This window comes from uncultured Thalassospira sp., from assembly GCF_963976115.1.
Taxonomy (GTDB): Bacteria; Pseudomonadota; Alphaproteobacteria; order Rhodospirillales; family Thalassospiraceae; genus Thalassospira.
On record NZ_CAXBJJ010000004.1, the window covers coordinates 115,333 to 136,898 of the forward strand.

Sequence of the window (21,566 nt, forward strand, 5' to 3'; positions counted from 1 at the left end):
GCTCTCGTACGGGGGGACGAAGAGAGCGAGCCGGAAGCGATTGAGGGGGATTGAATGTTCCGACCATCTGCCGCTGACAGTTCTCAACATGCCTGATGAATAAGGCTGGAAAACAGGCCTTTTATGGCAATTCAGAGGCAAATTATGTCAAAAATATGCATAACGGCATTTAAAGCTAAAAATGGAAGTTCTATCGTATTTGTATTATCATAGCATATCAAAACAGGTGATTAAAAGGCCCTTGGCCACCAACATTGTCAAACCAGCCCTGATCGCCGCTATTTTTCCGCTTTGTTGCCCGTTTTATACCCGGCAACCGATGACCAGAACATATATCAGGGCCTAGGGGCACCCGCGACGATGTCCCTAATGATCGCGGCCCTGACTACCTTTCGGCATGAAACAGAAATCACCTGATGCGCCCCCCGCAACAAGGAGAAGACCGTGCCCCCATCAGCCAATGCAAATACCCGTCCCGATATGGCGGCCAACGCCCCTTCCTCAGCGGTTGATACCGCATCCCTTAAAACCACTCCCCCCCGATGTGCGGCGATTGTCGGCCCTTATGCGTCGGGCAAAAGCAGCCTGCTGGAAAGTTTGCTCGCCGCATCAGGGACCATACATCGCAAAGGCTCCGTTCGCGATGGCACCACCCTGGCCGATAGCAGCCCCGAAGCCCGTCGCCACCAAATGAGCACGGAACCCACCATCGTTAAAGCAACCTACCTGGGGGAAGAATGGCACTTTATCGATTGTCCCGGCTCGGTTGATTTCGCCCAGGATGGCCGCGATGCGGTTATGGTGTGCGATGTTGCGATTGTCGTCGTCGAGGCCGACCCGGAAAAAATGATCACAGCGGCCCCTATCCTGCAATTTCTCGATTATAACCGCATCCCGCACCTGATTTTCGTCAACAAAACAGACACCGCCAACAGTCGTATTCGCAACAGTTTAAGCGCCCTGCAAACCCTGACGACACGCCCGCTGGTCTTGCGCGAAATACCAATCCGCAAAACTGCTGGCAGCGATACGATCACCGGCTTTGTCGATCTGGTATCTCAACGTGCCTATGAATATCTGGACGATGGCAACCCGTCGCGGCTGATCGCACTGCCCGGGCCAAACAAAACCGACGAAAACGACGCCCGCGACACCTTGCTAGAACAGCTTTCCGATTTTGACGACACCTTGCTGGAACAAATTCTGGAAGACCAAAGCCCGGCAACCGACGAAATTTATGCCAATCTGGGCCGCGATTTGGCCCATGACCTGATCGTTCCTGTATTTTTTGGCTCTGCCGAACGCGACCGGGGGATAAGGCGCCTGTTAAAGGCCCTGCGCCACGAAGCCCCTGCCCCCGACATCGCCGCCTATCGCCTGGGCATTGACCCGGCTGCCGATATACCCGCCATCCAGATTTTCAAGACATTCCACCTGCCCCATGAGGGGCGTTTTTGCGTGGGCCGGGTTTTATCGGGCAGCATCAAAAATGGCGATTCGTTAGACTGTGAAAATGCCAATGGCATATGCACCCTGTTTGGTACCCGCCACGACAAAACCGATCTTGCCCCGACTGGCACCGTTATCGGCCTGCCCCGTATGAACCATGCCCGCACCGGCATGCTGCTTGGCAACCAGAACAACACCTTGCCCGATTTATGGCCTGCCCCGCTGCCGCCCTTATACCAGTTGGCCCTGCTGGTGAACAAACCGGGGGACGATGTAAAACTGACCGAAGCCCTGCGTTATTTATGCGAACAGGATCGGTCATTGTCGGTTGAGCATCATGCCCGCACCCGCCAGATCATTTTGCAAGGGCAAGGCAATATCCATTTGCAAATGGTGTTAGAGCAACTGGGCGACCGATATCATCTTGATATTGGCACCACCGCCGTTGCCACCAGCTATGAAGAAACAATCCGGTCCAGTTTCAATGCCCACGGGCGCTATCGAAAACAAAGCGGCGGACGCGGCCAGTTTGGCGATGTTCAAATTACGGCCCAACCCCTTGCACGTGGGGCCGGGTTTGAATTTACCGATGCCATTATTGGCGGTGCCATTCCGCGACACTATATCGGTGCAGTGCAAAAAGGCATTCAGGATGGATTGCATACCGGCCCGCTGGGTTTTCCCGTGACCGATATACACGTCACCCTTACCGACGGTGCCTTTCACGAGGTGGACAGTTCCGATCAGGCCTTTATCATCGCCGGGCGCATTGCGATGAGCGATGGCTTAAAACAGGCGGGCACCGTGCTGCTTGAACCGGTTGACGAGGTTACTTTTATCGTCCCAAGCGACTGCACATCAAAAACCCAGCGCCTGATCAGCACACGCCGGGGCCAGATTTTAGGCTTTAACGCCCGGGACGGCTGGCAGGGATGGGACGAAATTCAGGCCCGCATGCCCCGCAGTGAAACCCGCGACATGGTGCTGGAATTACGATCTGTCAGCCTTGGAACCGGTTTTTTCACCCGGCAGTTTTCGCATATGCAGGAACTTTCCGGCAAAGCCGCAGAAATGGCCTTAAAGAGCTGACCTGTCCGTTGCCGCAGGATTTCGGCAACCGGTTTTATTCAATGAAATTTGATCTAAACCATCACCATGCTGTCATAGATTTGATCTATGCTGAAACAATAAACTATTGATTGGCATTCTCTTTTATTCCGAAGGATAATGCCTTCATGAACAGACAACATTGTGGCGCAAGCCCGATTTTCAGTGCCAGGAGAGCATAATGCAGATTGATATTGGTATTAACAAAAAGAACCGCACAGACATCGCAACGGGTCTTGGTCGCGTTTTGGCTGATTCCTATGCGCTGTATTTGAAAACGCACAACTTCCACTGGAATGTGACCGGGCCGATGTTTCAGACCCTGCACACCATGTTTGAACAGCAATACACCGAACTGGCAGCAGCGGTTGATGAACTGGCTGAACGTATTCGTTCACTGGGTGCCTTTGCCCCGGCCAGCTTTTCGGTTTATTCCGAGCTAAGCTCCATTCCCGAGGAAAAAGGCGTTCCCGCCGCCAAGGACATGATCAAGCAACTGGTTGAAGGTCATGAAACCGTGATTAAAACCGCGCGTGCCCTTTATCCGTTATGTGATGAAGCCGATGACGACGCCACCGCCGACCTTCTGACCCAGCGTATTCAGATCCACGAAAAAACCGCATGGATGCTGCGTTCCTTGCTCGAAGGCTGATCGCAGGCTTGCCTGAACTGACCGAATAAAAAAGCCGCCCTGTTTTTGCAAGGGCGGCTTTGTCGTTTGGGCAATTAGGCAGGTGTTACCAATGCAAAAGCGCATTAATTTTCCGGGTGGCATCCAGCACGGCAAAATCATGGCCGTGCGATGCAGCCACCATCAAGGCACCTGGCGCATCCGCCCCGGCAACCGGAACCGGGATCGAAATGGCGCAGGCATCAACCAGATTCAAATAGGATGTATTGCGCAACATCATGGCATTAAGCCGATCAAAATCGGCTTCAACCTCGGCGATCTTGGGGGCCATCATCGGCAGGGTCGGTGCGATCATCACATCCACATTTGCCATTGCCGAATTAAACAGGGCTATCACATCTGTTCGTTTGGCATAGGCATCGGACAAATCCTGCGCGCTTAACGTATCGGCAAAGCGCATCCGGCTTAGAACCCGTGGGTCACCACAGGTTTCAAGCCTGGCAAAATCACCGGCATAAATTTTATGGGCCTCGGCGGCGACCAAAATCTTGTTAAGAATGGCATTTTCGGCAAAAAAACCAAGGTCGATCTCGATCAGGTCATGGCCTGCGGCGCGAAGTTTTGCGCAGACGGCATCAAAATCCGCCCGGACACGATCATCAAGGTCATTGGTAAAGGCATGTATTGGCACACCAATGCGCAAAGGTCCGCTATGCGAGGACATGCCCGGCACCATAACCCCGGCCATGACCTCAAACGCCGTGATCACGGTTTCAAGATCCCGTGCCAGCGGGCCTGCCGTATCAAAACTTTTTGCCAGCGGGTGAATGCCATCGCCCGGCATCAACATGCGGCTGGCCTTAAACCCGTAAAGCCCGTTAATCGCCGAAGGGATACGCACCGAACCGCCAGTGTCCGTTCCCAACGCAATATCAACCAGCCCCAAGGCAACGCTCAGCCCGCCACCGGATGTAGACCCGCCGGGAATGCCGTCGGGGTCAAAAACATTGCCCGGGGTACCGTAATGCGGGTTAAGCCCAACACCGGAATAGGCAAACTCGCTCATTGACGTCCGGCCAAAGGGCACGACGCCTGCCGCCTTGATCCGGGCGATGATCGTACAATCGCGCGCAGCGGGGGCACGATCCTTTAACAACAAGGATGCCGCCGAGGTTGTTTTTCCGGCTTCATCATACAGATCCTTGACCGACACCAGCATACCGGCCAGCGGTAACGGGGCGGACGCATTGGCAACCAGATCCTCGGCGTGCGCAGCATCGCGCAAAATGCGATCCCGGTCAAAATCGGTAAAGATCTTGCCCGCCAGATCACCAAGCTGGTCAACCTTTTGGATTGCCGATTGCGCTTTTTCAATAATCGCACCCATCTGGCGGCCTCCCTTATGCTTTTAAATAACCGTTCGATTCTTTACGCAATTTCAGGCAGTTCAACAATATCGTAAATATGCGCGATTGTGCGTTTCAATATCGGATCATACATGGACATTTTAAAAGACCGCGCCGGGCGAACCCCGCCTTTTGCCCCGAATGTGCCACATAACATTGCGGCTGCCTGATCCTGCGATGCCGCTGCAACCAGCCCGGCCCCGTCAATCAGATCAGCCAGTGGGCGAATGGCAGCAATCGTTCCTTGCTGATACAGCACCCAGTCGTCGCTATCGCCTTCCCTGATCCATGATGACAGTTCCATTTTTTCAATATGGTCGGCCACATCGTCATACCGCCACAAAATACCGGCAACTGGCTTGGGGCAAATCTGTTTGGAAAGGGCAACAGAATGGGCTTCAAGATCGCGATCGGTATGATCCGATGCCAAACCAAGATACAAAACGCCGTTTTGGGCAACAATCAGTGGCTCAACCTCGCCCGAGGTACCTGCGCCAACAACTTCAATACGTGCGTCGCGGGTCAGCATGGCCGATGCCGTACGATAATAAAGCGGCACCGATGACGGCGGTTTAACACCTATGGCGGCCAGTTCCTCGATATGATGCGCGATCGCACCCGCATCACGCCCGGTCCATCCGGCAACGGTGCAATGGCCAATATCAAAACTTTCAACGGCATCATCAATCGTAAAATTTATCAGCATTCTGGCGTTCCAACTTTGGTTATTCTGGCGATTTTGCGCAAGCCTCGTGATCGCGGGCCGGATAATCCGGTCCGCTGCCAGGGCGCATCAGCCTTGTTTCAGGATGAAAAAAAGACACTTAACCGGCACATACCGGGTTAAAAATTATCGGGCAGGAACAACGCAACCGACGGCACTGCCACCAGCAGAACAATCATGGCAACCATCACCAGAACAAAAGGAATGGTCCCGACCATAACTTCGGACAGGCGGCCCGATTTACGCGCACTTTGCACAACATAAAGGTTCAAGCCGACCGGCGGCGTAATCAGGGCCATTTCAATCAGTACAATCAGCAAAATGCCAAACCATACCTTGTCAAACCCCATGCCGGTCATAATCGGCACAATGATCGGAATGGTTGCCACCATCAGCGACAGGGTTTCAATAAAAAAGCCCAACACGATGTAAAGTCCGATAACGACCATCAAGGTTCCCATCGGCGACAGGTTCAACCCGACCAGCATTTCCTTAAGCTCGCGGCCAAGGCCCGCCGCAGTTAAGGTAAAATTCAGGAAATAGGCCCCAATAATCACCAGCATGATCATGGCGGTGATCCTTACTGTGCCATGCAGGCACATATGGATCATTTCCTTTGAAACACCGCGGTTAAATGCCGCAATCAAAAAGGCAATCGCCACACCCACAGCCGCCGATTCCGTTGGTGTTGCCCACCCCGCATAGATCGATCCGATCACAACAAAAAACAGCACAATGATCGGCAGCAAATGGCGCAGGCTGGCAAACCGTTCGCCCCAGCCAAAAGACCGGCTGGTACCGCCAAGTGTTGGCTTGATCTTGCACAGAATGGCGGTGACCATCATGAAAGCAATGGCCATCATCAGGCCCGGCAGCAACCCGGCCAAAAACAAACGCGGGATCGATGTTTCGGTCAGAAAGCCATAAACAATCAGATTGATCGATGGCGGGATCATGATACCAAGCGTGCCGCCCGCAGCAATGGCCCCGGAAAACAGCCTGGGATCATAGCCCAGCTTTTCAGCCTGGGGCATGGCAACCGTTGCCACCGTGGCCGCCGTGGCAACCGATGACCCCGATGTCGCTGAAAACATGGTGGCGGTACCAATATTTGCGTGGATCAACCCACCGGGCAGCCATGAAAACCATTTATCCAGGGCTTCGTAGGTTCGTTCAGCAATACCACCGCGCACCAGAATTTCGCCCAGCAGCACAAAAAACGGGATCGCAATCAGGGTTGAGGAATTCGATGACGACCAAACCACCTGCCCCAGCCCGCGAATCAGCGGAAACGGGGAAAAGAACTGATCAACACCGAACCCCAAAAGAAACAGAACAATGCCAACAGGAATGGACAGGGCGAGAAAACCCAGAAGTGAAGCTGTCACCGCGAAAATCATGATTCCAGCTCCACTTCAGACCGGGCACCGACCAGCGCATCGGCATCCTCAAACTTACCTTTCACCAGCAAGACCAATGTCAGGATCACTAAAAGACAGCTGCACACCGAAAACCATATCCAGCCGGACAACCAGATTGACTGCGGAATCCATAACGGTGTTTCAAGGGCCGTATTGGCACTTGATCCCCGTTCGATGGTTTTGGCCAGAACCGGCCAGCATTGCACTGCAATCACAACCGATGTGAGCGCCAGGGCAACAATCGCAATCAGATCCAGCATCGCCCTGCCGCGCTGTCGCAATCGCAGACGGATTAAATCAATCCGCACATGGGCAAGCTCGGTTAGGGCATAAGACATGCCCCAACTGGCAACACCGGCCATAACGTAGCCCGAAATTTCTTCGGCACCGCCAAATGAAATTCCAACCTCACGCAGGACAATGTCTAAAAGGATCAGGATCACGCAGGCAACCAGAACAAGTCCGGCGGCAATTGCAATCAGATTGTTGATACGGCGAATACGCGCAATCAATAAGGGTATCACGGCTGAAGGTTCCTGTGTCACAGCGGCAAGCTCCTGCGAACGCCTGTGTTTAGCTTACCGGTACGGTCACGCCGACGGTTTTGCCAACAGTATCATTCCAGCGTTTAACCCAGCTTGCACCCGCGCGTTCACCCCATTCAGGCAACACAACCGTGGTCAAAATTTCTTTGGCCTTGGCAAGGTCGGCATCAGACGGTTCAACCAGGGTCATGCTGGCGGCTTTCCCCAAAGAACACTCGCCGTTGCCGGTCAGGCAGGCTATGTCGGTTTCAAACGCACCTGCGGCCGCGGCCCAGGCCGGTGCTTCAAACCTGGTTTTGACTTCGGTGGTCAAAAGATTTTGCAAGTCGGGCGACAGGCTGTTCCATTTATCCATGTTCATTGCGGTGACCACCGGGTCCCATCCACCCAACGGAATGGTGAACAAATGATCCGACACTTCCCACCAGCCCGCACTGTACCCGGAACCGGCACCGGTCACAGCACAGTCAATCACACCACGTTCCAGCGCGCCGGGAACCTCGGAAAACGCCACATTGACGCCATTTGCCCCCAGGGCTTCAAGAAACTTGGTGGTCATACGGCCTGAACCGCGTACTTTTTTGCCTTTCAGGTCCGCCAATGACGTTACCGGGCCTTTGCAAAAAACCACCTGCGGCGGATAAGGTGCTATGGCAAGAACCTTGGCATTAAAGCGGTCTTTGAAAATGTCATCAACCATCGGTCGGGCGGCATCAACCATGGCTTCGGCCTCGGCGGCCGTCGTTGCCACCAGCGGCACGTCCAACCCTTCAAGTTCCGGGGCGTCGCCAACAGCATAATCGCCAACCGTCATGCCAACATCAAAAACGCCGTCATTGAGGATACGAAACACATCGCCGCCAGAAATGCCCATCTGGTCATGGGTGGTCATCTGCACGGTCAACTGGCCGTTTGACGCCTTGGGCAATTCCTGGGTCCAGAACGGCACTTCAAACTGTTTGTCCAACGGCAGGCTGCTCCAACTGCCAACAACGGACAATTCTTCGGCAAAGGCGGGCGATGCAAAGGCACCAACGCCCATCGCAGACGCAAGAAGCAGGGAAGAAACAGTCTTTTTCATAAGATTATCCTCATCTGATATATAAGTTTATTGGTGGATTCAGGCAGCTTGGGTATGCACGGAAAATTCGGCAGCTTCGGCAAGCATATCGGTCACCAGCATCAGGCCGGGTTCATGCGTGATGGCAAGGTCGGGCCGTGCATTGCGGATTGCCATTTGCGGTGTAACTCCGCAGGCCCAAAAAACCGGAATGTCGCCGTCGGCCATGATCGGGGCATCCCCGAAATCGGGTGTCATAATATCGGCAATCCCGATGGCAGACGGATCGCCCAAATGCACCGGCGCACCGTGGGCCAGACGATAGCGGTCTGAATACAAAATGGCGCGAATGGCGTCGGATGGCGTAAAAGACCGCATCGACACAACAAGCGGCCCGTGAAAAACGCCCGCCGGTGTCGTTGCAATATTGGTCACATACATCGGCACATTGCGGTTGGCCTCAATATGACGGACGGGAACCCCCGCCGATGTTATCGCCGCTTCGAACGAGAACGAACAGCCCAGCACAAACGTCACCAGATCATCACGCCAGACGGCATGAAGGTCGGTTACGGTTTGATAATTGTCACTGCCGCGAAAAACCCGATAGCCGGCCAAATCGGTGCGAATATCAAGATCCAAACCCAGTTCCGGGATATAGGGCGATCCCGGTTCGGACATGCCAATCAGCGGGCATGATTTGGGGTTTTTCAGGCAAAATGCCAGAAAGTCATGCGCGTGTTGCGCCGGGATAATCGCAAGATTTCCCTGTAAATATCCCGAAGAATACCCTGTTGTCGTCCCCCGATGCTGCCCGGAACGGATAGCGTGCCGCAATGCCAGCGGCGACATCATTGATGCAGACCCCGTTACGTGCCTCGAGGAACAGGATGCGCTTTTTGATGCATTCATTTGTTTGTCCTGTTCTCAGCCTCGGACATAACTTTGAGAAACAGAACCGATCTTGTCAAGAAATCATTTAAATGAATAATTGATCGTTTTTATAGATCATAATGATCAAACAGCCTTGCAGCTTCGATTACCGCCTCACCAATTTCACGGTTTCGTTCCGGGTAAAAACCAATGACAAAATGAAGGTCGCTTAACGCCGCCTCCGGCTGAACAGAGATAACCTTAATATGTTCTTTCCAAACGGAATTTTTGACCATCAATGTCGGCAAAACACCAATGCCGAACCCGTCCCCAACCAGATGTTTGACCGTGGAAAGCGAGGCCGATCCATGCAGGGCGGGCGGCGAAATATCCGGTGCCGAAAATATCCCTTCGATTTCGCGAAAGGGGGGCGTTCCCTTGGGAAAAGTCACAATCGCATGCCCTGCCAAATCCGCAACGGACAGCGGGTCATCTGGCAATGTCATCGACTCGGCACAAAACCAGCCCAGACGAACCGGCTTCAAGGCTGCCGCCACCGCCCCCTGGGGCAGCGATTCACGCAGCAAAATGGCCACATCAAGCGCGTCATCCGCCAATGCCGTGGCAAGTTGCCCCGATGTATCAACAGACAGTTCAAACCGCACATCGGGATAATCATTTTTCAGTTTGTTGAGCATTCCCGTCAGAATTGTATGTACGATGGTTTCAGCAACCCCAATTCTGACCGTGCCGCTAAGATGTTCGGGATGGGTAAATTCCTGCCAGATCCGGTCGCGTGCGCGCGATAATCGCTGGGCCTCTTCTAAAAAACGACGCCCCGCCGCCGTTAAACGCACCTGGCGGTTGCTGCGATCAAACAACATCATGCCCAGTTTCTTTTCCAGGGCCGAAACCCGCGATGAAATGGCCGATTGCGACAAATTGTATTTCTGGGCCGCTGCCCGAAAACCACCTGCTTTTACAATATCTTGCAAGATTTCAATATCTTTGAATTCAAACATTTCTTCGCTTTCAGAATTTACACAGCAGGTAAACAACCCAACGAGGACACAGCCATTTTACGATCAGTTTAACGGCAAACCAATCGCCTGACACGATCAATCCGTCTGGGCTTGTCACACAGATACAATTATTAAAGCCGCGATCCCCCGCTATCACCGCCACTTCACCCAGGTTTGATTTGCTCTAAACAGGTTTTTCCCGTGAAATCGCGGCATGTCATATTGGAGGGTCATATGCTGATACGCCGCCAGAAGGGATGGGAAATTCCCGAAAGAGAAACCACACCAGAGCAGATTTATCGCAACCGCCGCAATTTCATCAAAGGCATTGCGGCAGGCACCCTTGGCGCTGCTGCCGCTGCAACGCTTCCGATGTCACGCGCCTTTGCCCAGGCAACTGGCCCCAATGCCGACCTGTACCCGGCCAAACATAACGATGCCTATACGGTGGATCGGGCGATTACACCCAAGGGCAAGGTAACGACCTATAATAACTTCTACGAATTTGGCACCCACAAATTCATTTCCGATGCCGCCCAGGCGATGAAAATTTCGCCCTGGACCGTCAAGATCGACGGTATGGTTGAAAAGCCGATGGAAATGGATTTTGACGATCTGGTACGTAAAATGCCACTTGAAGAACGGGTTTACCGGTTCCGCTGTGTTGAAGCATGGGCAATGACCGTGCCCTGGACCGGTTTTCCGATGAAGGCTCTGGTCGATTTTGCCAAACCGACATCGGGGGCCAAATACATTGAAATGCAAACCGCCGAACAAAAAGACACCATGCCCGGCCTGAAACAGTTCTGGTATCCGTGGCCTTATATTGAAGGTCTGACCATGGCCGAGGCCACAAACGAACTGACCATGATTGCCACCGGCCTTTACGGCGCACCGCTACCCAAGCAGAACGGCGCCCCGTTGCGGCTGGTAACGCCTTGGAAATACGGCTTTAAAAACATCAAATCCATTGTTCGTTTCACCTTTACCGACAAACGCCCGGTGGGCTATTGGGAAAAACTGGCGGACAACGAATATGGCTTTTGGGCCAATGTAAACCCCAAGGTCCCCCACCCCCGCTGGAGCCAGGCACAGGAACGTTTGCTGTCGAACGGCGAAGAAGTTCCAACCCGGTTGTTTAACGGTTATGCCGACTATGTGGCTGACATTTACAAAGGCATGGACGGCGAAAAACTCTACATGTAATCGCCATTTGCGTTTAAAACGCATGGCTGCTTTGTCAGGGTCGGCTTTGTGCCGGCCCTTCTTTTTGGTTTATGTTGCGTGCCATTCACCCAACCGGAACGGAGGGTTTCACTTTGCCCGACGCAACACTTGCCAACCTGTTTGCCAACCTTCCCGACGCAACAAACGGCGAAGTTTTCGACGAAATTCTGCGATCCCCGTGCTTGCGGATCGAACGGATTGTCTCACACGGCCAATCGTCCCCCGAAACCGGCTGGTATGACCAGCAACCGGCAGAATGGGTGATATTGCTAACTGGCAGTGCCGAAATTCTGTTCGAAGGCGAAGACAAAGGCCGGGTTTTAAAACCGGGCGACCATTTATACATCCCCCCGCAATGCCGCCATCGCGTGGTCTGGACCGAAAAAAACGCCGAAACCGTGTGGCTGGCCGTGTTTTTTGATGGTCGTGGTGTGCATTACTCAACCACCTGAGGCACACACGACAATAACAACACGCTCTGCCCTGCCAAACTCCACCTTGCCATTCCCGCGCACCGACAAAGATCACGCCATATCCGTTAAAACGGATGGGCGCGAAATTGCTTCTGCCTGCGACGATCAGGCACCTTTGCGGCGGCGGCCTTTGTATTTCGGTTTGTTGGCCGATTTGGAACCGGGCCCGGCAGAGCCATCTTTGGGTGTAATGTCACGCGCCATGGGTCCGGCCTGCGACAGGCCCAGTTCCTGGCTTTCCAGCCGTTTAACTTCGTCGCGCAACCTTGCGGCTTCCTCAAATTCCAGATCGCCAGCCGCCTGACGCATCCGTTTTTCAAGGTCTTCGATATGGGCGCGCAGATTGTGCCCAATCATCACATCACCCGAAACGCCGGTATCGACGGTAACATAATCGTGTTCGGCAACGCTTTCGATCACATCGTGAATACGGCTGCGGATCGAGGCCGGGGTAATGCCATGGGCCTCGTTATAGGCGACCTGCTTTTCGCGACGGCGATTGGTTTCGCCAATCGCATAATCCAGGCTATCGGTCATTTTATCGGCATATAAAATCACCCGGCCATCAAGGTTACGCGCAGCACGGCCAATTGTTTGCACCAGTGACGTTTTGGATCGTAAAAAGCCTTCCTTGTCGGCATCCAGAATCGCCACCAGCGCACATTCGGGGATATCAAGCCCTTCGCGCAGCAGGTTAATACCGACCAAAACGTCAAACACACCCAGGCGCAAGTCACGAATGATCTCGATCCGCTCTAACGTATCAATATCGGAATGCAAATAGCGCACCCGCACACCGTTTTCGTGCAAATATTCGGTCAGATCCTCGGCCATGCGCTTGGTCAGGGTTGTGACCAGCACGCGCTGGCTTTTCTGGGCGCAATCCTTGGCCTCGGCCAGCAGATCATCAACCTGGGTTTCCACCGGGCGAATAATACATACCGGGTCGATCAGGCCGGTCGGGCGGATCACCTGTTCGACAAATGTGCCACCTGTTTTGTTAATTTCCCACGGACCGGGGGTGGCCGACACAAACACGCTTTGCGGACGCATGGCTTCCCATTCGTCAAACTTCAAAGGGCGGTTATCGACACAACTGGGCAGGCGAAAACCATGTTCGGCCAGGGTAAATTTGCGATTATAGTCACCCTTGAACATGCCACCAATTTGCGGCACGGCAACGTGGCTTTCATCGACAAATAACAGGGCATTTTCAGGCAGATATTCAAACAATGTCGGGGGCGGTTCGCCGGGATTGCGGCCCGACAGCCAGCGGGAATAGTTTTCAATCCCCTTGCAGTGGCCTACCGTTTCCATCATCTCAAGATCAAAAGTTGTACGCTGTTCAATCCGTTCAGCCGCCAGCAATTTACCTTCATTTTGAAACTGTGCCAGCCGGTCTTTCAGTTCCTGCTTAATCCCGTACATCGCCTGCACCAGGGTCGGGCGCGGGGTGACGTGGTGAGAATTGGCATAAACGGTAACTGAATCCATATTGGCATATTTATGCCCGGTCAATGGGTCAAACTCGGTCAGTTCCTCGACCTCGTCACCAAACATCGACACCCGCCAGCCCCGGTCTTCGGAGTGGGCCGGGAAAATTTCAAGTACGTCGCCGCGCACCCGAAACGTCCCACGGGTAAAGGCGGCATCATTGCGGGTATATTGCAGTTCGACCAGGCGTTTCATAATGTCGTTGCGGTCAACTTCATCGCCCACCGAAATGCGCTGCGTCATTTCCAGATAGGTTTCCACCGCACCAATACCGTAAATGCACGACACAGACGCCACGATAATACAATCATTACGCTCCAGAATGGCGCGGGTGGCGGCATGGCGCATCCGGTCGATCTGTTCATTGATCGAACTGTCTTTTTCAATATAGGTGTCGGTCCGCGCGACATAGGCTTCGGGCTGGTAATAGTCGTAATAGGAAACGAAATATTCCACCGCATTTTCCGGGAAGAAACTTTTCATCTCGGAATAAAGCTGGGCGGCCAGGGTTTTATTGGGTGCCAGCACAAGTGCCGGGCGCTGGGTTTTGGCTATCAGGTTGGCAATGGTAAATGTCTTGCCCGAACCGGTAACGCCCAGCAAAACCTGGTCGCGTTCGCCCTGTTCGATCCCGTCATAAAGCTCGGCAATCGCATGGGGCTGGTCGCCAGAGGGTTCGTACTCCGTCACCAGCTTGAACTTGCGCGATCCTTCGACCGGCGGGCGGCGTTTTAACAACATTTCCGGTAGCGCATTCATCGGGCAGACCCCTGTTATATCCTCCCCTAGTTATAAGGTAGATATGCCCAATCGCAAGCCCTGCTCCTGACAGTTCCTGACAGGTTTTGTCATTATGTTGAAGAATCAGGCATCCCCGAAAGTGGCACAGGTCACTTTCGGGGATATAAAGTGTTCAACCCGCCTTATATCGTTTGGCGATAACAGAACTGCCCACTGTCGTAAGAATGACCGTGACCATCAGCAAGATAAAGGCCAGTGCCGCACCAAAAGGCCAGTTTGATGCCTTTGCAAACTGTTCATAAACGGCAGGTGCCATCATTTGGAATTGCGGCCCCCCAAGCAACAAAGGCGTTGCATAGGCGTTCATACACAGGATGAACACCAATGAAGCCCCGGCCAAAACACCCGGCAATGAAAGCGGAACAAGCACCCGAAAGAACGCCGTTGCCGGACGTGCCCCCAGATTGGCAGCAGCATCTTCGACCTGGCGGGGAATACTTTCGATCACCGATGCAAGCGTTAAGATCATATAGGGCAGCACGATGCCAACTGTCGCAAAGATCACCGCGCCGGGCGTATAAAGCAACGTTAAAGGCGCGGAGATAATGCCAAGCCCCAAAAGCGTTGCATTGATCAGCCCGGTTGTACTTAAAAGCGCAAGATACCCTGCCGAACGCACCACCCCGCCCACAAGCAAAGGAAACATTGTTAGAATAGTCAGCTTGCTCTTCCAGCGGCTTTCCATTCTTGCCAGCCAATAGGCAGGGCCATAGGCAAGAAGTGTCGTTAACACCGTACATGTCAGGGCTACCGTGATCGTCGTCATCAGGATTTTTTGATAGTACGGATCGACAACAGCTTTGGCGTAATTCTCGAATGTGAAGGCCTGCTGCATGATATAAAGCGGATCATATTCGTTAAACGAATACCGCAACATCAAAAGCATGGGGCCACCCAAAAGAAGAAGAACGAGAAGTCCCGCCGGAAGAACAAGTTTTGCCATTTTATTAGCCTTTGAGCACACGGTTCCAGGTATCGAGAAGCTTGGCCTGATTTTCCAGAATAAAGTCGAAATCCGGTTGCCAAAGGCGATTTTGTTCTGCTTTGGAAAAGCCGATTTTCTCTTCAAGTTCCGGGCTGATATGGCCGTTCTTTACGGTGGGCAAATAGCCCATCTTTTCGGCAAAGGCCTTTTGGACTGAAGGCTCAAGCAGCGCATTCATATAGGCCATTCCGCCCTCCGGGTTGCGGGCATTCTTCGGCACAGCAGCCTCGTAAACGGCAGGGAAAGCGCCTTCTTCGGGCACAACCCATCCCAGATCAATTCCGGATTTGGACCAGCTGTAACCGCGTGCGGCAGAAATAATTGTTATCCAGATGTCACCAGATGCCAACGCCTGACCGACGGCCTCTGTCGACGGCAAAAGTTTCGCATCAAGCTCTTTCCAGGCGGCAACACCCTTTTCACTGCCGTCAAAGTCCGACAGCGTGCCGCCATTGTGGATCGCCGCATACGCCATATTGGAGGTATAGAGAAAATCGCTCAGCCCGATCTTTCCCTTATATTTCGGATTCCAAAGTTCCGCGATGGACTGAGGCGGGGTCGTAATCAGATCCTTGCGATAAACAATCGTATGTGCGGAATAAATCAAAGGTACCGAGTGTGCCTTTTTTAGAAACGGAAGAATGTTGTCGTAATTGGGAACATTCGCAGCATCAAGCTTCTCAACTGCGCCAACTTTGGCCGCAGCATACATGTCAAAATCGGCCAACAAGGCGGCATCCATGCTGCCACGACGCTGCATCCGTTCGGAAATCAGCTTGGTGCGGCGCGGTACCGGACCAGATATTTCCTGAAGGATATTATAGCCCGCAGGCTGCATAACGGCTTCGTCGACATTTACCTTAAGCAAATCACCAAAGGTCCCGCCCCATGTACCGACAACAACATCGTTTGTTTGCGCCATCAGGTTCTTGGGAAAAACTGAAACAGCCGACAGTGCAACTGCCGTAGCAAGAAAAGAACGACGGGTTAAATTAGGCATAAGTCTCTCCTGATATATGTATTTGATATTTTGGTGTTTTTTATTGTTAGTTATTAAGAAGCCGTACAGACGCGACATCCCACGCAAGCCGAACCGCATCCCCGACACGCAGACCAGCACGCATGTCGTCAGGTCCGGGAGTTGCTGTGACGACAGAGACAGAAGTTTCACCGACCCTAACCGTGTATTCGGTCTGCGCACCGAGATAGAGGCACTCAAGCAGGGTGCCTTCGACCCCCTCGCCTTCGCGCGACAAGCTGATCTTTTCGGGCCGCAACGTGTAATATTGCGCATCCTCCACCGCCCCTGGCAGTGTCGGCATAAAGGTGCCATCTGTGGTTCGGAACTTTCCGTCCTCGATACGGCCCTTGATCACATTCGAACGCCCGACAAAATCTGCGACAAAGGCATCGGCTGGCTGCTCGTAAAGGTCTTGTGCCGTGCCTGATTGCCGCACGCTGCCTGCGTCCATCAACACCAGTTTGTCAGACATGGTCAGCGCTTCTTCTTGGTCATGGGTAACCATCAGGGTGGTGAGTTCCAAAGATTGCTGAAGTCCGCGAATTTCGCTGCGCACTTCTCCGCGCAACTTGGCATCAAGGTTGGAAAGGGGTTCATCTAGCAAGAATATATCCGGGTTCAAAACCAGCCCGCGCGCCAAAGCTGCCCGCTGTTGCTGCCCCCCTGAAAGCTGACGCGGGTAACGATCCGATAAATGATCGAGCCTGACACGCTTAAGTGCTTCGATACTTTTCTCTTCGCGCTCCGCCTTGCCAACCTTTCGCATTTCCAGGCCAAAACCAACATTCTGCGCAACTGTCATGTGCGGAAAAAGCGCATAGGATTGGAAAACCAATGCGGTATTGCGCTCATAGGGGGCCAGTTTTGTAACGTCTCGACCGTTGATCCGTATGGAGCCCGAGGTGGGCTCAACAAATCCCGCAACCATGCGTAAGGTCGTTGTCTTGCCACATCCAGATGGCCCAAGAAGCGATACAAGCTCGCCCGTCAGGATATGCATGCTCATGTCGGTTACTGCCACCGCTTCGCCAAATTTCTTGCAGACGTTTTCAAGTTCTAGAGATTTCATAGGTTCTGTCTCCAATGTCAGACGATGCGCGAGAGTTTTACGTAACGGTCCGTGATCAACATCATCGCGGCAATAGCAACGACCTGAATCGTCGCAACCGCAGCAAGCGTCGGGTCGATCTGAAACTCAAGATAGTTCAGCATCGCGATTGGCAGAGTGCTCATTCCCGGACCAACCAGAAGCAGGGTCAGCTCAAGGTTTTCAAAACTCTGGATAAAGGAAAACATCGAGGCGGCGACAATCGCCGGGCGCATCATGGGCAGGGTCACCCGTATAAATACAGTCCAGGGACGTGCACCAAGATTGGCGGCTGCCTCCTCAACACTTTTGTCCAAGCCCTGTAAGCCTGCGGTTGCAACACGCACTGTCCAGGGTATCGTCAACAAAATATGCGCCGCAACCAGGCCCGGCAAAGTGCCAACAATATCCATATCCAACTGGTTTTGAGCCACAAGGAAAGTAAGATAAAGGGCCGTGCCCGCCACAATCCCCGGCACAATGATCGGCCCCAAAAGAAAGGTCGTGATTGCCTGCTTACCCCGGATCGCACTGCGTGTAAGTGCGAGCGCTGCCGCCATCCCCAACGGCACACCGATAAGGGTTGCCAATGCCGCCACTTTGAAACTGACGATGAATCCGCTCAGGAATTCTTCGCGATCAATCGCATTCGCATACCATTCAAGTGATAATCCCGAAGGTGGAAACGTAATGATGGTATCTTTAAAAAAGGATGTCACAACCAGCAACAACACCGGAAGCAGCATGACAAGATAGGCGAGAAAAATCACGCCCCGGTAGGTCAGGCGTGTCAACCGCATCAGAGTATCTCCTTTGAAGTCTGATCCAAAAAACATGAAGCATTTTGATCTGCGATGACTTGCAAGCGGGCAAGGCTTTCCGTGGGGAAACGTCCTGCCCGCGCCATCAAATTGAGTTGTCCCAGCACTTCACCAGACGGCCCCCGTACCGGGATATTGACGATAGCGTCACAACCGCCATCAAGAATTCTCTGCCAGTCCGGAAAGCCTGCACGAAGCGCCTCGGCCCCATTGGTCAACACTGCGGCATTGGCGTCACGCACACGCGCCATCGTCGGTGCATCTTCAAATCGCTTGAAACCGGCATCGGGAAAACGATCCGGGTGGGTCGAATAAATCCGTTCGCCGCCATCCGGGTGATAGCGCAGGGCAGTTGCTGCGATGATCTCTGTTACATCCCGCATCTTGCCAAGTATGATATCGATCCCCTTTGCCGTGGCACTCATATCGCGGATCTCTCCTGGTCCAGTGGCAACACAAGACGGGTTTCCGACAATTCAAGCGTGATGTTGGCCATTTTGCCATGGGGCACTTTTTTAAAGTGATCCTTGTCCGCGCCCGAAATCGAAAGGCGCAGCTTACTGCCTTTCGCCAATGTCCAGGCCGTTGGTAACAGGGGAATACGAATGCGCTGTACTTCGTTGAGCGGCAAGGGGCGCGCACTCTCACGACGATAGCTTCGGAACGGCCAGTTGATGCGGATATTCGCCGGTGCGGATTCTTCATCCCGGAAAAGCGCTCGCAAAATACCTTCGGTGATGTAACGCTCCGTCCCGTCGGCTTCAATTTCGGTCAAATAAATGAAAAGCCCGGCATCCGGTGCATCGAAACGGGCTGCCATATCAAGCAAGGCATGCCCTGAGATCGTCGTATCTTCTGTCATCGGCGCACTGTCAAACGAAAGCATAAGATCGGTTCGGCCTTGCCAATCACAGTAATAATTTCGCGAATCCATCCCGGCGATCCGCTCATAACGTGTTTCAAACCCGGTGCCAGTTTCGGGCACACATTGATAGTCTATCGTCCCCGTTACGCTTTGTGTGCCTAACCCGCCAGCCTGATCGGGGTGCAAAACAAGCTGGGCTGGTTTGGGCGGCCAGGTTTCCGCCTCGCCCCATGCTTCTTCGTGCATTTTAAAATAGGCAACGGGCGGTTCGGTGCGCAATCCGGTATTCATGTCCATCAAATAGGTATCAAAAAACCGCAAAACGGCGCCCAGCATCGAAAACGTTGGGGTTTCAAAAGCACGCCAGGGCGAAACATCAATGCGCGCACCATGGTCCCACGGGCCAAGCAAAAGGTAGTGCGGGTTTTTATCAAGCGTCAGAAACCGCGAAATTGCACCGTTGGCATAGCCTGCACCATCCATCCAGCCAGACATGGACAGAATTGCCACGTCCTCTTTGACGCCATCACAATATGAATAAGGGCTGATCGAGGCGCTGGAATAGTCCGGATCATAAGGAAGCCCCTGCTCGCGATAGCACAAGTCAGCCATAAAATCAGTCTGGCGGAAATTAGCCTGATGCTCTGCCACCGCAGCCGCGACCAGCGCACCGGACGGATCTTCGTCTACCGGCTGCGGACCAAGATAGTCCGGGCTTGCATAGTATTTATAATCCTTGAGATAGGCCCGCTGATCCAGATCGAGACCTTTCATCAGGTTATCATAAATCCGGGTCAGCGAGGCGCACTGCATGCCACCTGGAAAATAGTTGTCCGAGTACGTATCCCAGACAGAAAACAACGGTGCGATGGCCTTTACCGCCCGATGGCCCGTGGATGCCAGAAAGTCCGAAGCCGCGCCAAGATAGGAAATACCCGTCGCACCGATAACACCATTGGACCATTTTTGACCGATCACCCAATCGGCAACCTCGGCGCTATCAAGGCGCTCAGAGGGGGAGCGAAACCCGTCTCTTGTTCCAAAACTGGCACCGGTACCGCGCACATCGATCACGATGACGGCATATCCGCGTGGCACAAAATAATCGCTGAATTTGCCAGTGTTCGGGTTCGGGATCGTGGTGGAACCAGGGGTAAGTTTAAAACGGCGAAAATACGGTGTGAACAACATCAATGCCGGAAATTGCACCTCTGGATCCGCCCCTTGCGGCAGATAGACATCGACGGCAAGTCGGCATCCATCGCGCATCGTCACATACCTGGAAACAGGCACGTCGGGCAAAGTGTAGGGCACAGGGCGCTCGGCCTCATAGGCGGCGACGCGGCTTTGCAAGTCAGGTAAAGAGGTCATCAAAATGCGTCCGTGTTTGTTATTCTTATAATTAGACAAGCGAATAAATTTACTTGCGTAAAGTGAATTATTCTTCACTTTAGTTGCGTTTTACGCAACCATTGGGCGTTTCGACAGATGGAAGGATGCTGATGCCGGTCAATCACAAATCCCTGGAGGCCCTGCGCGCCTTTGTCGAAACCGGCTCTGTCAGCGGGGCGTCGGACCGCCTTTTCAGAACCGCCCCACAGGTAAGCCGTCTGCTTTCCGCACTTGAGGAGGAGGTTGGTTTCCCCGTGTTGTCACGGCGCGGACGGCGGTTGCGGCTCACCAAAGAGGGAAAAGAATTTTATCAAGAAGTAGAAAGACTTATGCTTTGCCATGATGATCTGAACTTGCGCGCAGATCAAATCCGGCGGGGCAAAACCGAGCATATTCGTATCCTTGCGGCACCGTTTATTTCACATGCGGTCATTAACCAGACACTGGCGCAGATCATGATGCGCCGCCCCGATATGACAGCACAGATCGACTCTCGTGTGCGCCTTGATATTGACGTCTGGGTGACAGAGGAAACCTTTGATCTCGGCATTGCCCCCCTGCCGATTAAAGAAGGCGTTTTTAACATCGAACCCTTTCTGGAACTGCCAATGGTCGCGGTTATGAACCCGTCTCACCCTCTTGCAGCCCAAAAAGTCGTCACCTTCGATGATTTTTCCAGTCATCAAATCATTGCGACTCATGCCCGCTCTCTCCTCGGACAGCACCTCCAGTCACTGGTTAAAAGAACGGGAAAACGTCTCAATGTCCGCGTGGAGGCGCGCAACGGGGTTATCGCCTGTCAAATGGCGGGTCTAAATCTTGGCTGCTGTCTTGCGGACCCTTTCGTCGCCTTATCCAGCGGCGTTGAGGATTTGGTGATCCGCCGCTTCGAACCTGGCGGCATTTTGAAATATGGCTTTCTCTATCCTGCCGGGCGAAGTCGAACCGCAATCGTCGACGAAGTCGCCGGCGAAATACGGCGCAGAACAACCGAACTCTCCCGACATATTTTCGATGATGATGTCAGACTATCTTTGCGTCTTTAGCCGTAACTGCCGCCCTGATTAACGCGCGGCGGGAACTTTTCCTTCTCAATGATCAAGAAGAATCGAGATATGGATGAACGACACATCGTCCATCAAAATATATCCATGCTAAAGGC

Annotated in this window: 19 protein-coding genes; 5 read left to right on the forward strand and 14 right to left on the reverse strand. The window is 53.2% G+C overall.

What is annotated here, in order from left to right; translation table 11 throughout:
* Positions 1-444: 444 nt before the first annotated feature.
* Entirely contained in the window at positions 445-2,538 is a 2,094-nt protein-coding gene (locus tag AAC086_RS05745; protein WP_339776409.1) for an elongation factor G, read from the forward strand.
* 199 nt (positions 2,539-2,737) lie between these two features.
* The gene (locus AAC086_RS05750) at positions 2,738-3,208 is read left to right on the forward strand and encodes a Dps family protein (protein WP_339776412.1); all 471 of its coding nucleotides are present in this window, start codon (positions 2,738-2,740) and stop codon (positions 3,206-3,208) included.
* Between the two features lie 85 nt (positions 3,209-3,293).
* On the opposite strand, the gene AAC086_RS05755 is transcribed toward AAC086_RS05750, so the two are convergent.
* From AAC086_RS05755 to AAC086_RS05785, 7 genes are all read right to left on the reverse strand, one after another.
* Positions 3,294-4,574, reverse strand: a complete 1,281-nt coding sequence (locus AAC086_RS05755; RefSeq protein ID WP_339776415.1) for an amidase family protein — start codon at positions 4,572-4,574, stop codon at positions 3,294-3,296.
* A gap of 41 nt (positions 4,575-4,615) precedes the next feature.
* The gene (locus AAC086_RS05760; protein ID WP_339776418.1) at positions 4,616-5,299 is read right to left on the reverse strand and encodes a DUF2848 domain-containing protein; all 684 of its coding nucleotides are present in this window, start codon (positions 5,297-5,299) and stop codon (positions 4,616-4,618) included.
* A gap of 137 nt (positions 5,300-5,436) precedes the next feature.
* Positions 5,437-6,717 (reverse strand): TRAP transporter large permease, encoded by a 1,281-nt coding sequence (locus tag AAC086_RS05765; RefSeq protein ID WP_339776421.1) that lies wholly within the window; start codon positions 6,715-6,717, stop codon positions 5,437-5,439.
* Positions 6,714-7,283, reverse strand: a complete 570-nt coding sequence (locus tag AAC086_RS05770) for a TRAP transporter small permease (RefSeq protein ID WP_339776422.1) — start codon at positions 7,281-7,283, stop codon at positions 6,714-6,716. Before AAC086_RS05770 ends, AAC086_RS05765 begins: the two co-directional genes overlap by 4 nt.
* 28 nt (positions 7,284-7,311) lie before the next feature.
* Positions 7,312-8,364 (reverse strand): TRAP transporter substrate-binding protein, encoded by a 1,053-nt coding sequence (locus tag AAC086_RS05775; protein WP_339776424.1) that lies wholly within the window; start codon positions 8,362-8,364, stop codon positions 7,312-7,314.
* Positions 8,365-8,403: 39 nt separating this feature from the next.
* Positions 8,404-9,198 (reverse strand): putative hydro-lyase, encoded by a 795-nt coding sequence (locus AAC086_RS05780; RefSeq protein WP_339776427.1) that lies wholly within the window; start codon positions 9,196-9,198, stop codon positions 8,404-8,406.
* 146 nt (positions 9,199-9,344) lie between these two features.
* The gene (locus AAC086_RS05785; RefSeq protein WP_339776429.1) at positions 9,345-10,238 is read right to left on the reverse strand and encodes a LysR family transcriptional regulator; all 894 of its coding nucleotides are present in this window, start codon (positions 10,236-10,238) and stop codon (positions 9,345-9,347) included.
* Positions 10,239-10,472: 234 nt separating this feature from the next.
* Between AAC086_RS05785 and msrP the strand changes: the two genes are divergently transcribed.
* Complete coding sequence (gene msrP / locus AAC086_RS05790; RefSeq protein WP_339776432.1) at positions 10,473-11,444, forward strand: protein-methionine-sulfoxide reductase catalytic subunit MsrP; 972 nt, start codon at positions 10,473-10,475, stop codon at positions 11,442-11,444.
* A gap of 113 nt (positions 11,445-11,557) precedes the next feature.
* Positions 11,558-11,917 carry a cupin domain-containing protein gene (locus AAC086_RS05795; RefSeq protein ID WP_339776435.1) on the forward strand — a complete coding sequence of 120 codons (360 nt, stop codon included), beginning with the start codon at positions 11,558-11,560 and terminating at the stop codon, positions 11,915-11,917.
* Positions 11,918-12,043: 126 nt separating this feature from the next.
* Here AAC086_RS05795 and uvrB read toward each other — a convergent pair whose 3' ends face one another.
* The 7 genes from uvrB to AAC086_RS05830 all read right to left on the reverse strand — a co-directional run bounded on the left by uvrB (position 12,044) and on the right by AAC086_RS05830 (position 20,383).
* Positions 12,044-14,191, reverse strand: coding sequence for an excinuclease ABC subunit UvrB (uvrB, locus tag AAC086_RS05800; RefSeq protein WP_339776438.1), 2,148 nt, complete (start codon positions 14,189-14,191; stop codon positions 12,044-12,046).
* Positions 14,192-14,345: 154 nt separating this feature from the next.
* A complete protein-coding gene (locus AAC086_RS05805; protein WP_339776441.1) occupies positions 14,346-15,176 on the reverse strand; it encodes an ABC transporter permease in 831 nt (276 codons plus the stop codon).
* A 4-nt stretch (positions 15,177-15,180) separates the two neighbouring features.
* The gene (locus AAC086_RS05810; RefSeq protein WP_339776443.1) at positions 15,181-16,218 is read right to left on the reverse strand and encodes an extracellular solute-binding protein; all 1,038 of its coding nucleotides are present in this window, start codon (positions 16,216-16,218) and stop codon (positions 15,181-15,183) included.
* Between the two features lie 46 nt (positions 16,219-16,264).
* Complete coding sequence (locus tag AAC086_RS05815) at positions 16,265-17,308, reverse strand: ABC transporter ATP-binding protein (RefSeq protein ID WP_339776445.1); 1,044 nt, start codon at positions 17,306-17,308, stop codon at positions 16,265-16,267.
* A 17-nt stretch (positions 17,309-17,325) separates the two neighbouring features.
* Complete coding sequence (locus AAC086_RS05820; RefSeq protein ID WP_339776446.1) at positions 17,326-18,126, reverse strand: ABC transporter permease; 801 nt, start codon at positions 18,124-18,126, stop codon at positions 17,326-17,328.
* Entirely contained in the window at positions 18,126-18,572 is a 447-nt protein-coding gene (locus AAC086_RS05825; protein ID WP_339776448.1) for a GAF domain-containing protein, read from the reverse strand. The genes AAC086_RS05820 and AAC086_RS05825 overlap by 1 nt, the downstream gene beginning before the upstream one ends.
* The gene (locus AAC086_RS05830; protein WP_339776451.1) at positions 18,569-20,383 is read right to left on the reverse strand and encodes a CocE/NonD family hydrolase; all 1,815 of its coding nucleotides are present in this window, start codon (positions 20,381-20,383) and stop codon (positions 18,569-18,571) included. Before AAC086_RS05830 ends, AAC086_RS05825 begins: the two co-directional genes overlap by 4 nt.
* Positions 20,384-20,508: 125 nt before the next feature.
* Between AAC086_RS05830 and AAC086_RS05835 the strand changes: the two genes are divergently transcribed.
* Complete coding sequence (locus AAC086_RS05835; protein WP_339776452.1) at positions 20,509-21,450, forward strand: LysR substrate-binding domain-containing protein; 942 nt, start codon at positions 20,509-20,511, stop codon at positions 21,448-21,450.
* Positions 21,451-21,566 lie beyond the last annotated feature (116 nt).